The sequence below is a fragment of the Arenimonas sp. genome (genome assembly GCF_019459675.1).
GTDB lineage: Bacteria > Pseudomonadota > Gammaproteobacteria > Xanthomonadales > Xanthomonadaceae > Arenimonas.
Genome location: NZ_JAIBFH010000273.1, coordinates 1 through 12283, shown reverse-complemented (window position 1 = coordinate 12283; position 12283 = coordinate 1). Strand labels below are relative to the sequence as shown.

General features: G+C 68.3%; 12 protein-coding genes. 5 read left to right on the top strand and 7 right to left on the bottom strand.

The window, feature by feature from the left end:
• The coding region (locus tag K0M70_RS09195; RefSeq protein WP_290781522.1) for a calcineurin-like phosphoesterase C-terminal domain-containing protein at positions 1-576 on the top strand (576 nt) is incomplete at its 5' end.
• Here K0M70_RS09195 and K0M70_RS09190 read toward each other — a convergent pair.
• From K0M70_RS09190 to K0M70_RS09175, 4 genes are read right to left on the bottom strand one after another with little or no spacing between them, the layout of a single operon-like run.
• Complete coding sequence (locus tag K0M70_RS09190; RefSeq protein ID WP_290781520.1) at positions 539-1504, bottom strand: C13 family peptidase; 966 nt, start codon at positions 1502-1504, stop codon at positions 539-541. The two genes, K0M70_RS09195 and K0M70_RS09190, sit on opposite strands and share 38 nt — an antisense overlap.
• Positions 1501-2199: an acireductone synthase gene (mtnC, locus tag K0M70_RS09185; protein ID WP_290781518.1), complete on the bottom strand. Its 699-nt coding sequence runs from the start codon at positions 2197-2199 to the stop codon at positions 1501-1503. Before mtnC ends, K0M70_RS09190 begins: the two co-directional genes overlap by 4 nt.
• Positions 2200-2757 carry an acireductone dioxygenase gene (locus K0M70_RS09180; RefSeq protein ID WP_290781517.1) on the bottom strand — a complete coding sequence of 186 codons (558 nt, stop codon included), beginning with the start codon at positions 2755-2757 and terminating at the stop codon, positions 2200-2202. It abuts the gene before it with no gap.
• Positions 2754-3389: a methylthioribulose 1-phosphate dehydratase gene (locus K0M70_RS09175; RefSeq protein ID WP_290781516.1), complete on the bottom strand. Its 636-nt coding sequence runs from the start codon at positions 3387-3389 to the stop codon at positions 2754-2756. The genes K0M70_RS09180 and K0M70_RS09175 overlap by 4 nt, the downstream gene beginning before the upstream one ends.
• 122 nt (positions 3390-3511) lie before the next feature.
• Between K0M70_RS09175 and K0M70_RS09170 the strand changes: the two genes are divergently transcribed.
• From K0M70_RS09170 to K0M70_RS09155, 4 genes are all read left to right on the top strand, one after another.
• Complete coding sequence (locus tag K0M70_RS09170; protein WP_290781515.1) at positions 3512-3829, top strand: high-potential iron-sulfur protein; 318 nt, start codon at positions 3512-3514, stop codon at positions 3827-3829.
• 76 nt (positions 3830-3905) lie between these two features.
• Positions 3906-5300: a DNA recombination protein RmuC gene (gene rmuC, locus K0M70_RS09165; protein WP_290781514.1), complete on the top strand. Its 1395-nt coding sequence runs from the start codon at positions 3906-3908 to the stop codon at positions 5298-5300.
• A gap of 84 nt (positions 5301-5384) precedes the next feature.
• The gene (locus K0M70_RS09160; protein WP_290781512.1) at positions 5385-6944 is read left to right on the top strand and encodes an alanine/glycine:cation symporter family protein; all 1560 of its coding nucleotides are present in this window, start codon (positions 5385-5387) and stop codon (positions 6942-6944) included.
• Positions 6945-6955: 11 nt separating this feature from the next.
• Positions 6956-7591, top strand: a complete 636-nt coding sequence (locus tag K0M70_RS09155; RefSeq protein WP_290781510.1) for an exopolysaccharide biosynthesis protein — start codon at positions 6956-6958, stop codon at positions 7589-7591.
• A gap of 28 nt (positions 7592-7619) precedes the next feature.
• On the opposite strand, the gene K0M70_RS09150 is transcribed toward K0M70_RS09155, so the two are convergent.
• From K0M70_RS09150 to K0M70_RS09140, 3 genes are read right to left on the bottom strand one after another with little or no spacing between them, the layout of a single operon-like run.
• A complete protein-coding gene (locus tag K0M70_RS09150) occupies positions 7620-9245 on the bottom strand; it encodes an oligopeptide:H+ symporter (RefSeq protein ID WP_290781509.1) in 1626 nt (541 codons plus the stop codon).
• Positions 9246-9258: 13 nt separating this feature from the next.
• Positions 9259-10614 carry a sodium-dependent transporter gene (locus K0M70_RS09145; protein WP_290781508.1) on the bottom strand — a complete coding sequence of 452 codons (1356 nt, stop codon included), beginning with the start codon at positions 10612-10614 and terminating at the stop codon, positions 9259-9261.
• Positions 10615-10639: 25 nt separating this feature from the next.
• A complete protein-coding gene (locus K0M70_RS09140) occupies positions 10640-12127 on the bottom strand; it encodes an amino acid permease (RefSeq protein ID WP_290781507.1) in 1488 nt (495 codons plus the stop codon).
• Positions 12128-12283 lie beyond the last annotated feature (156 nt).

Below are 12283 nucleotides of genomic sequence, written 5' to 3'. Positions count from 1 at the left end.
GGGGGGCGCGGCGCCACGGTGCTCCACCAATCCACCGGGGGCGCGGCGGGGGGTGCGTTGGGGCGGGGGGTCACGGACGCCGCGGGGGTCCGGGCCGGCCCCTTGGCCGACGGTACGCCGCGCGGCTGGGCCGAGCTGTCGGTGCACCAGGGCGGCGACTACAGCCTGGCCTGGCAGGCCGCCACCGGGGCAGGCGACGAGGCCATCGGCCTGCATGCGCCGCGCGTGCTGCGGCGCGGCGCTTACCCCGCGTTCGGCGTCTACGCCAACGTGTACATGGCGCTGCCCGATGCCGTGGTTGAATTCCGCATCGGCGATGGCGACTGGCAGCCCATGCAGCGCGTGGCCCGCGCCGACCCACGCCTGCTGGCCGAGAACGCCCGGGACGACGAGGCGGCCAACCTTCGTGGCTACGACCGGTCGCCCGAGGCCGCAGCGTCCACGCATCTGTGGCGCGGCACGCTGCCCACCGATCTGGCGGTCGGCGAGCATCGCATCCAGGTGCGCACGCACGATCGCTGGCGCGGAATCCTCTCTGCTAGCGCGACGTACCGGCTGGTGGACGCGGCGCAGTGAGTCCGGCCGCTTCGGCGTCCAGGCCCTCGGGGTCGGTGTAGGGGTAGGGCAGCGAAGGGCCGGGCGTGACGCCGGTCCGCCACGCCGCCAGCGTGCCCTCGATGCGATCGCCGCGCGCCAGCTGCGGGCGCGAAGGCCTGAGCGTTTCAGCTTTCTCGCGGGTGGCGATGGCCAGCCGCGCCTGGTCGAAGGCGGCGGAGAAATCCAGGGTGTGGTTCAGTCCGCCCGCCAGCCAGGCGCGGCCGAAGAACGTCGCCGCCGAGTCGTTGCCGCAGCCAAAAGAGGCACGGTCGGGCCGCGCCGCGGCCAGCACCAGCGTGTCTGGATCGAGAAGCGCATCGATGAAGCCGCCGGCAAAGCAGGCCGAGATCGCAATGACGCGATGACGGATGCCCGACTCGTCCAGGGCCTGGCGGATCATCGCGGGCGTGAGCAGGCGATCCTGGCGTCCTTCGCGGCGCACCAGCAGCTGGTGGTCCTCGGTGCCATGGGTTGTGAAATACAGCAGCAGCACGTCCTGTTCGCGATCCATGCGCTCACCCAGGCCCGCCAGCGCTTTGCGAAGGTTGGCGCGGGTGGCTTCGGGCCATGGCTGGCCGGGCGGGGTGGCGGCGTGGTTGGAAAGCGTAATCACCCGGCCGGCAGCGTCCAGGCGCTGCCCCGCGAGGTCGCGCAGGAACAGGACTTCGTTTTCGAATACCTGCTCGCTGCCGTCGCCCGCGAAGCCCAGCACGAACAGGTCCGGATGGCCCGGGCGCTGCGGCGCCAGGCCGGCCAGTTGGACCATCAGCGCGGCGTCATCCTGCCGCGGCGGCGCGGCGGCCTTGCCCTCCAGTTTGCTGGCGGCATAGCCCACGCCAAAGCCGATCGCGCTTGCCAGCAGCGGCACGGTGCACAGGCTGAGCAGCAGCGCACTGCGGCGCGTCAACCGGCCTCCGGCTCGATGTCGGCAAAACTCTCCACGCGGCGGTGGCCGTGCGTGGCCTCGCCCAGGCGCGGCTGCGGGTAGTCCTGGCGCCTGTCCACCAGCACGGTGCCCAGACCGGCCTCGCGCGCCGCGTCCAGTTCCTCCACCACGTCCGACAGGAACAGCACGGCGGCGGCCGGCACGCCCAGCGCCGCGGTTATCCGGCGATAGCTTTCGGCCTCGCGTTTGCCGCCCATCTGGGTGTCGAACCAGCCCGACACCATCGGCCGCAGATCGCCCGCCTCGCTGTGGCCGAAGAACAGCTTCTGCGCCGGCACCGAGCCCGAGGAGTACACCGCGATCGGATGCCCTGCGCCCCGCCATGCCGGCAGGGCGCTGGCGGCGTCAGGGTAGATATGTGCACGGAAGTCGGCGCGGTCGTAGCCCGCCTCCCAGACCATGCCCTGCAGCGCCTTGAGCGCGGTGTGCTTGCGGTCTTCGTCGATCCAGCCCTGCAGCGCCTCGACGATGACGTCGTCGCTGCAGACGGCGCCCAGTTCGGTCGCCACCTGGTCCAGCCAGTGGCGCACGCCGGGCTCGTCGCCGTGCGCGGCCACGAAGGCGGGCAGGGCGCGGCGCGCGTACGGGAACAGCACGTCCTTCACGAACGAGATGCTGCTGGTGGTGCCTTCGATGTCGGTCAGGATGGTTTTCACTCAGCCGGCCTGCCCGGGCTCGTAGCGCGGGAAGCGCTGGGCGATGTCGGTGCCGGTGAAGTGGCCCACCCAGCCGTCGGGCTCGGTGAAGAAGCGGATGGCGATGAAGCTGGGCTCCGGGCCCATGTCGAACCAGTGGGTGGTGCCGTCGGGCACGCCGATCAGGTCGCCGGTTTCGCAGCGGATTTCGTAGACCTTGCCGTCCACGTGCAGGGTGAACAGGCCCGAGCCGGCGACGAAGAAGCGCACTTCGTCCTCCTTGTGGAAGTGTTCGTCCAGGAACTTGGCGCGCATGGCGTCCTTGTTCGGGCTGTCGGGCGCGATGCTCACCACGTCCACCGACTTGAAGCCGTTCTCGGCCACCAGCTGGTCGATGTCGGCGCGGTAGGCGGCCATCACCTCGTCGGGCGTGGCGCCCGGCTGCACGGGCTGCGCCGCCTGCCACTGCTCGAAGCGCACGCCGATCTGCCGCAACTGTGCGGCGATGGCCGCCAGGTCGGTGCTGGCGAACAGCGGGGTGGCGGGGTCGGTGTCGTTGAAGATCCGAAGGCGGCTCATGCGTGCAGTCTCCGCAGGTCGAGTTCGCAGGCGAAAAGGAATTCGAAGGCGTCCAGGTGGCGGCGCGCCTCGGCCATGTCGCGGCCCCAGGCGTACAGGCCGTGGCCGTCGATCAGATAGCCCCAGAGCGGGCCGGCGTCGAGCAGGCCTTCCACCTGGGCGGCCAGGGCGGGCATGTCCTGGGTGTTGGGCAGCACCGGCACGTCGATGGCCATTTCGTGGGTCTGGTTGCCGGCGAAGGCCTTCAGCAGTTCATAGCCTTCCAGGTGCACGTGGCCCTGCGCCGCGAACAGCCGCGACGACACCGTCTGCACCCGCGAGTGGGTGTGCAGCACGCAGCCGATGTCCGGGTAGCGGGCGTAGAGCTGCGTGTGCAGCAGCGTCTCGGCCGAGGGCCGGTGCGAGGTGGCGACGCCCTTGCCGGCCAAGTCCACCACCATGATGTCGTCCACCGACAGCCGGCCCTTGTCGCGGCCCGAGACGGTGATGGCGGCATGGTGGTCGTCCAGGCGCATCGAAAAATTGCTGCTGGTGGCCGGCGTCCAGCCCAGGGCCGAAAGCTCCCGGGTGTTGGCGACGATTTCCGCAGCGCAGGCGCCCAGCCGGGCGGGGTCGTAGGGCAGGTTTTCCATCCTTGGAAGTCTAGCCCAAGCGGTCGTGAATGGCGTCTTGACCCACGTCAACGCTGCATTCACCCGGGAGCGCTAAACTGCACCCAGCCACCGGAATCGTCCGTAGCCAACCGAGTGAACCCATGACCAGCCAGACTCCGTCCCGCCGCCGCTTCCTCATCCAGGCCGTCGTGGCCACCGCCGCGTTGCCGTTCGTGGCCTCGGGCCTGATCGGCACCGTTCAGGCCCAGGCGCTGAAGCCGCTGCCGGTCGACAACGCCCAGGCGGTTGCGCTCAAGTACATCCTTGACGCCACCAAGACCAAGGAGCCCATCTTCAAGCCGGGCTCGAACTGCGGCAACTGCCAGTTCTTCACCGCCGCCACCGGTGCCTGCACCCTGTTCCCGGGCTTCAGCGTGCCGGCCGCCGCCTGGTGCAGCGCCTGGGCCAAGAAGGCCTGAACCACCTCCGGGCGTCTCGTTCCCTGAGACGCCGGTGCGGCTAGAATCCCCGGCATCACTGGTGTCGGGGATTGTCTTGTCCGCTTCTGAAACCACTTTCGCACTGCTGGGCCTGCTGCTGGGCCTGATTATCTCTGCCGCTGCGTCCGTCGCCGTGGCGCGCCGCCGGTGGGCCCAGGCCCAGGCGGTGGGTCGCAGCGAGCGAGAACCCGAGCTGGCGCGTGCCGCCAGCGAACTGCAGTCCGCCACCGCCCAGGCGGCCGAGCTCAGGGCTCGCCTGATCGGGCTGGAGGCCGACTATCGCCAGGTCCGCGAGGGCCGCGAAGCCGCCGAGAACCGGACCGCCGGCCTAGAGGCCCGCCTGCAGGAGCAGCAGCAATCCGCCGAACAGCGCTACCGCGACCTGGAAGGCGCGCGGGAGCGGCTCAAGGCCGAGTTCAAGTCGCTGGCCGCCGACATCCTGGAAGACAAGTCCAAGCGCTTCGGCGAAGCCAACGTGCAGCAGATCGGGCAGTTGCTCAACCCGCTCAAGGAGCAGATCGACGGCTTCCGCAGGGTGGTCAGCGAGTCTTACGAGAAGGAAAACAACTCGCGCGTGGCGCTGCACTCCAAGATCGAGGACCTGGTGCGGCTGAACCAGACCCTGGGCCAGGAAGCACAGACGCTGAGCCGCGCGCTCAGCGGCGACAACCGCAGCCAGGGCTACTGGGGCGAACTCAAGCTCGAGCGACTGCTCGAGACCGCGGCGCTGGAGAAGGGTCGCGACTACCTCACCCAGGAGAGCTTCAAGGACGGCGACGGCGACCGCTACCGGCCCGACGCGCTGCTGCGACTGCCCGACGACAAGAGCATCGTCATCGACGCCAAGATGGTGCTGGTGGACTATCAGCGCGCCTGCGAGGCCACCGACGACGCCGAGCGCGAGCAGCATTTCGCCCGCCACGGCGTCGCGCTGCGCAACCACGTCAAGCAGCTGGGCGAAAAAGACTACAGCCGGCTCGAGGGCCTCACCAGCCCGGAGCTGGTGCTGATGTTCGTACCGGTGGAGGCGGCGTTCCTCGAGGCGCTTCGGCGTGATCCGCAGCTGTATGGCTACGCCTTCGACCGCAAGATCATCCTGGTGGGGCCCAGCAACCTGCTGGCCTCGCTCAAGCTGGTGGCGCAGATCTGGCGCACCGAACACCAGAACGCCAATGCCAAGGCCATTTCCGACCGCGCCTCGAAGCTCTACGACAAGTTCGTGCTGTTCGCCGAGGACATGCTCAAGGTCGGCGATGCGCTGGAGCGGGCCCAGAAGGCCCAGCAGGACGCGGTGTCCAAGCTGTCCACCGGCCACGGCAACCTGGTGCGCCAGGCCGAAATGCTGCGCAAGCTGGGCGTGTCGCCCACCAAGCGCCTGCCGGCCTCGCTGCAGGACCCTGCCGACGAGGGCGACGACAACCCGGCCGACACCGCGGGACCGCTGGCCTAGGACTTCGCTCCCGCGCCGCGCGGGCCGCGCGTCCGGGCCGGATTAGGTAGACTCCGGGGCTGGTATCGGGGAGGAGCACCACGGATGTTCATTCGTTTCTGCATCATCAGCCTGCTCTGGCTGGCCATCGTTTCCGGGGTCCAGGCCCAGGGCATTCCCGCCGCACCGGCGGCCGAACCCACCCTCGCCGAGCAGATCGATGCGGCGGTGAGGCCGGTGGCCGATGCGGTGTCCGGCGCGATCTTCTACTCGGTGCGCGTCAGCGGTACGGACGAGGCACCGGTGATGTTCCCGCTGATCGTCGGCTGGCTGATCCTGGCCGCGCTGATCTTCACGCTCTATTTCCGCTTCATCAACATCCGCGGCTTCAAGCACGGCTTCGACCTGATCCGGGGCAAGTACAGCGACCCCGGGTCCGCAGGTGAGGTCAGCCACTTCCGCGCCCTGACCTCGGCCGTGTCGGGCACGGTGGGGCTGGGCAACATCGCCGGCGTCGCGGTTGCCATCACCATCGGTGGCCCGGGTGCCACGTTCTGGATGGTGCTCGCGGGCCTGCTGGGCATGTCATCGAAGTTCGTCGAGTGCACGCTGGGCGTGATGTACCGCCTGGAGAAGCCCGACGGCACGATTTCCGGCGGCCCGATGTACTACCTCAGCCGCGGCATCGCCGCGAATTATCCCAAGGCCGCGTGGTTCGGCATGGTGCTGGCGGTGGTGTTCGCGGTCTGCACGATGCTGGGCGCCATCGGCGCCGGCGCGATGTTCCAGGCCAACCAGGCCTATGCGCAGGTGGCCAACGTCACCAACGGCGGCATGGAGAACGGCGGTCTGTGGTTCGGGCTGGCGTACGCGGTCCTGGGTGGCGTCGTGGTCATCGGCGGCATCACCCGCATCGGCAGCGTCACGGCCAAGCTGGTGCCGGGCATGGCGGCGCTGTACCTGGTCGGCGCGCTGATCGTGATCCTCAGCAACCTGTCGCAGGTCCCGGCGGCGTTCATGGCCATCATCGATGGCGCCTTCACCGCCGAGGGCGTCTCGGGTGGCGTCATTGGCGCCCTGATCCAGGGTTTCCGCCGCGCCTCGTTCTCGAACGAAGCGGGCCTGGGGTCGGCGGCCATCGCCCATTCCGCGGTCAAGACGCGGGAGCCGCTGAGCGAGGGCTTCGTCGCGCTGTGGGAACCGTTCATCGACACCGTTGTGATCTGCACCATGACCGCGCTGGTCATCATCATCACCAACCAGCACGTGGTGGGCGGCGCCGATGGCGTGCAGCTGACTTCCAACGCCTTCGCCACGGTGTCGCCGCTGATGCCCTACGCGCTGGCCTTCGTGGTGCTGCTGTTCGCGTTCTCCACCACCATCACCTGGGCCTACTACGGCGCCAAGGCCGCCAGCTTCCTGTTCAAGGAATCCAAGGTGGCCCTGTACGGCTTCAAGTTCTTCTACCTGGCCATGGCGGTGGTGGGCTGCACCATGCCGCTGGCCAGCATCGTGGACATCGCGGACGGCCTGCTGTTCATCATGGCCATCCCGAACCTGATTGGCGTCTACCTGCTGATGCCGGTGGTGAAGCGCGAGCTGGCCAGCTACCTGGCGCGACTGAAGTCGGGCGAGATCAAGCCCGCGGCCGATTGGGTGGGTTGAACCGGATCCGAATGAGTACCGAACTCCCCCTGCCGCCGCAGGAGCTTTCGCTAGGCGAGCAGCTCCGGAGCCTGATCGACCAGATTCCCGACGAAGGCGTCAACCTGGGAGCGCTGCTGGATGTGTTCGGCGACGAGGGCCTGCTGTTGCTCACGGCCATGATGGTGCTGGTGTTCCTGGTGCCGGTTTCGATCCCCGGCGTCAGTACCGTCTTTGGCGCGGCGATCCTGATGGTGGGCGTCAGCCGGCTGACGGGGCGCGCCCTGTGGCTGCCGCGGCGCCTGCGCGAGCGCAGCCTGCCGGGCGCACGCGTGCGCGCCGCGCTGGCGGGCGGGCTGCGCTGGGTCCAGCGCTTCGAGCGCGTCAGCCGGCCACACCGGCTGCGCAAACTGGCCGAGCAGCGCGGCTGGTTGATCGTGGGCAACCTGGCCTTCATTTCGGCGGCGCTGCTGCTGATGGCGCCGCTGAGCTTCCTGCCCTTCAGCAACACGCTGCCCGGCGTGGCGCTGCTGATGTATTCGATCGGCTTCATCCAGCGCGACGGCGGCGCGGTTCTGGCCGGGCACGTGGCCCAGCTGGCGTCGGTGGTCTATTTTTCGGTGGTGCTGGTGGGCGGCGGCGCCGCCCTGCGGGCCCTGTGGGCCTGAGCCGCTTCGGGTCCAGGCCAGGGCAACCTCACGCCTGGCGGTAGTTGTCCTGCACCGGATAGCGTCGCGCGTAGGCGATGAAGGCCATGGCCGCCACCGCGGCGAAGGCCGCGAAGAAGAACATCAGGAAGGCGTTTTCGCTCCACCCCTGGCCCTTGATCCACGAGATCACGACCGGATGCCGCACGCTGACGTTGGTCAGCAGCACCCACAGCCCGCCAAAGGTGCTGGTGAGGTACCAGAAGGCCATGATCACGCCCTTCATCGCTTGCGGGGCCTGGCTGTAGGCGAACTCCAGCGCGGTGGCCGACACCAGCACCTCGCCCAGGGTCAGCAGCAGGTAGGGCCAGGTCTGCCAGCCGATGGACAGGTTGGCGCCCGCGTCCAGCTGCAGCTGGATCGCCCCGGCCACTACCCAGGCCACCGCCGAGAAGGCGATGCCCCAGCCCATGCGGCGCAGCGGCGTGGGGTTGAAGCCGAACCGGCGCAGGGCAGGGTAGAGCACGATGTTGTTGAACGGGATCAGCATCATCACGAACAGCGGGTTGAGCGCCTGCATCTGCGAAGGCGAGGCGAACCAGCCACGCAGGAAGGCGGCCACGCCATCGGGAAGGGAGGAGAAGGTCGGCATCACCATCTCGCCGCCCTGGAGCACCCAGGTAGAGGCCTTCTGGTCGAACAGTGACCAGAACGGAGTGACCAGCGCGAACACGATCAGGATGCGAAGCACCGCGCGCACGCCTTCGATGGCCGCGTCCGGATGGGCGCCCCGGGCGCGCTCGAGCTGCATCGAGGCGCCCCAGCCCACGCCGCCGATCAGCGTGCCCAGCGCCAGGCAGGCCGTGATCACGAAGCCCCAGCCCGTCGGCCAGATCGAGGCGCCGATGGCCCACAGCAGCAGCATCGCCGTCGCCACGAAGATCGCCAGCGCGGCGATCACGCTGCCCGGGCCCGGCCCGCCGCGGGTCAGCGCGGTGCGGATCACGCTCAGGAACGAGTCGGGATCGGGGCCTGAGGGCGGCACGTTCACGTACTGCCGTCGCCCCAGCCAGAAGATGAAGGTGGCGATGAACATCAGGATGCCGGGAATGCCGAAGGCCCAGGCCGCGCCCCAGTTGCGAAGCACCAGCGGCATCAGCAGCGAGGCGAAGAAGGAGCCGAAGTTGATGATCCAGTAGAACGCATCGAACACCACGCGCGCCCGGCTCTTGTTGGTCTGGTCGAACTGGTCGCCGACAAAGGACACCACCAGCGGCTTGATGCCGCCCGAGCCCAGCGCGATCAGGAACAGGCCGGTGAAGAAGCCCGAACGGCTGTCCTCGAACATCGCCAGGCAGGCGTGGCCGGCGCAGTAGATCAGCGAGAACCACAGCACGGTGTTGTACTTGCCGAAGAAGCGGTCCGAGAGCCAGCCGCCCAGCAGTGGGAAGAAGTACACGCCGATCACGAAGGTGTGGAAGATGTCCTTTGCGTAGCCCTGCTTGTCCAGGATCGGCAGCGCCGCCAGCAGCACGCTGGCCGCCAGGAACTCCACCAGAATGTTGCGCATGCCGTAGAAGCTGAAGCGCTCGCAGGCCTCGTTGCCGATGATGTAGGGGATCTGCCGCGGCAGCGGGGCGGCGGCTTCGACGGGAGCGGCAGGGGTGGCGGTCATCGCGTTCCCGGGATCAGCCGAAGAGCTTGAACGCCAGGACCACCAGCACGAGCACGGGGGCGACGATGCAGATCAGGAAGCGCCAGATGGCGAAGCCGGCCTTGGACAGCTGCGACAGCTCGCTGCGGGCAATGTCGCGGCTGAGGAAGTAGCCGGCGAAGATGGCGATCAGCAGGCCGCCGATCGGCAGCATCAGGTCGGACGCCACGAACTCGATGGCGCCCTGCAGGTCGCGGCCGAACACCCGCACGTTCTGCCAGACGTTGAAGCCCAGCGCCGTCACCAGGCCGATGGCCCAGATGAAGAGCGCCGCCACGATCGCCGAGGTGCGGCGCGACATCTTGCCCATCTCCACCAGGAACGCGGTGGGCGGCTCGAGCAGCGAGATGGACGAGGTCCATGCCGCCACGAACAGCAGACCGAAGAACGCCACCGCGTAGGGGATGCCGAAGGGCATGTCGTTGAAGGCCAGCGGCAGCGAGGTGAAGATCAGGCCCGGGCCGCCGCCCGCCGGCGCGATGCCGAAGGTGAACAGCACCGGGAAGATCGCCAGGCCGGCCAGCAGCGCCACCGACGTGTCGGTGGCCGACACCACCACGGCCACGCGCGGGATCGAGATGTCCTTGGGCAGGTAGGCACCGTAGGTCATGATGCCGCACATGCCCAGGCTCAGCGAGAAGAAGGCCTGGCCCAGCGCCGCCAGCAGGGTGTCGCCGGTGACTTCGCTAAAGTCGGGCTTGAACAGGAACTCGATGGCCTGCCCGACGTTGCCGGTGCTGATGCCGTAGCCCAGCAGGCCCAGCAGGATCAGGAACAGCAGCGGCATCAGGAACTTCACCGCGCGCTCCAGGCCCTTTTCCACGCCGAGCGCCACCACGCCGACCGTCACCAGCATGAACATGCTGTGCCAGAAGATCAGGGTGCCGGGGCTGGCCAGCATGCCGGTGAAGGTGGCGACCGGATCGGTGATCGGCGCGCCGCCAAAGATTTGCGCGATGTACAGCCAGGTGTAGTGCATGGTCCAGCCACCGACCACGCTGTAGAAGCTCAGGATCAGCACCGCCGCGACCATGCCGATCCAGCCGATCACGGTCCAGCCGCCGCTGTGGCCACCTTCGCGCGTGAGCTTGCGCAGCGTGTTCACCGGGCTCATGCGGCCCTGGCGGCCCATCAGGATTTCCGCGGCCATGATCGGCAGGCCCACCAGCACGATGCAGGCCAGGTAGATCAGCACGAACGCGCCGCCACCGTTGTCGGAGGCCAGGTAGGGGAAGCGCCAGATGTTGCCCAGGCCCACCGCCGAACCGCTGGCAGCGAGGATGAAGGCCAGGCGCGAGGACCACATGCCGTGGATCGAGTGATTGTCCATGTTTGGTTCCGAGTCTTGTCCGGGATCAGGTGCCGTTGCGCAGGTAGCTGTGGCGATAGCCATAGCCGAAATAGATGGTGAAGCCGACCACGGTCCAGGCGCCCAGCAGCGCCCAGTTGTACCAGCCCATGAAGAACACCAGGGCCAGGCAGGAGACGGCGCCCAGGATGCAGACCACCGGGGCGAACGGCACGCGGAAGGCGCGCGGCAGGTCGGGCCGGGTCTTGCGCAGCACCAGCACGCCGATGCAGACGGTGGCGAAGGCCAGCAGGGTGCCCATGGACACCAGGTCGCCCAGGACGCCCAGCGGGAAGAACGCCGCCAGCGCCGCGGCCACCAGGGCCACCACCACGGTTGCCTTGTGCGGCGTGCCGAACTTGGGATGTGCCGCGCCGAAGAACTTCGGCAGCAGGCCGTCGCGCGACATCGCGAAGAAGATGCGCGGCTGGCCCATCAGCATTACCAGGATCACCGAGCTCAGGCCGGCGACCGCGCCGATCTCGACCGCAAGCTTCAGCCATGCGAGGTCGGCATAGGGCTCCAGCGCCGTGGCGACGGGCTTGGCCGTGCCCAGTTCCGTGTAGGGCACCATGCCGGTGAGCACGGCGGCGACGATGATGTAGAGGATCGTGCAGACCACCAGCGAGCCGAGGATGCCGATGGGCATGTCACGCTGCGGGTTCTTGGCTTCCTGGGCCGCCGTGGACACCGCGTCGAAGCCGATGTAGGCGAAGAAGACGATGGACGCGCCGCGCAGCACGCCTTCCCAGCCAAAGCGGTCGCCGCCTTCGTTTTCGGGGATGAAGGGCACCCAGTTGTCGGGGTTCACGTACTGCGAACCGAAGCCGATCAGGGCCAGGATCACCGTGACCTTGATGGCGACGATGATGCCGTTGGCAAAGGCCGACTGGCGCATGCCCACGTAGCACAGCGCGCCCACCGCGCAGACGATCAGCACGGCCGGCAGGTTGAACAGCGAGCCGGTCGTCAGCACTTCGCCATTGGTATAGGTGAAGGGTGCGGAAGCCAGCCACGCGGGGAACTTCCAGTCCGAACCGGCCATGCCGGCCAGGTTCTCCATCAGGCTGACCGTGTACGCCGACCAGCCCACGGCGACGGCGGACGCGGCGAACAGATACTCCAGCACCAGGCTCCAGCCGACGAACCAGGCGATGGCCTCACCGAGGGTGGCGTAGGTGTAGCTGTAGGCGCTGCCGGACACGGGGATCATGGCCGCAAATTCGGCGTAGCAAAGGCCGGCAAAGGCGCAGGCCAGCCCGGCCAGGACGAAGCTGAGCATGATCGCGGGCCCGGCGTGGTTGGCCGCCGCCTGGCCGGTCATCACGAAGATGCCGGCGCCGATGATCGCGCCAATGCCCAGCAGCAGCAGGTGGCGCGCGCCGAGCACGCGCTTGAGGTTGGCTTCGCCGGACAGGCTGCCCTCCACGGGTTCGCCGGCGTCGACGTGCGGCATGGCGGCAACGGGTTTGACGATCAACAGGTTCTTGAGCATGGCGGTAGGGCCTCGGTGCGTGTCGTCGTCAGGGAGTGGGGGGTTGGCGTGGGGACGCGAGTGCGCCGCCGAGATAAAGCTTTAGGATCTTGTAGCCGGTGTAGGCCAGGTTTCCGGCCAGCACCGGGTTCAGCTTGTTGTACAATGATTAGGGCA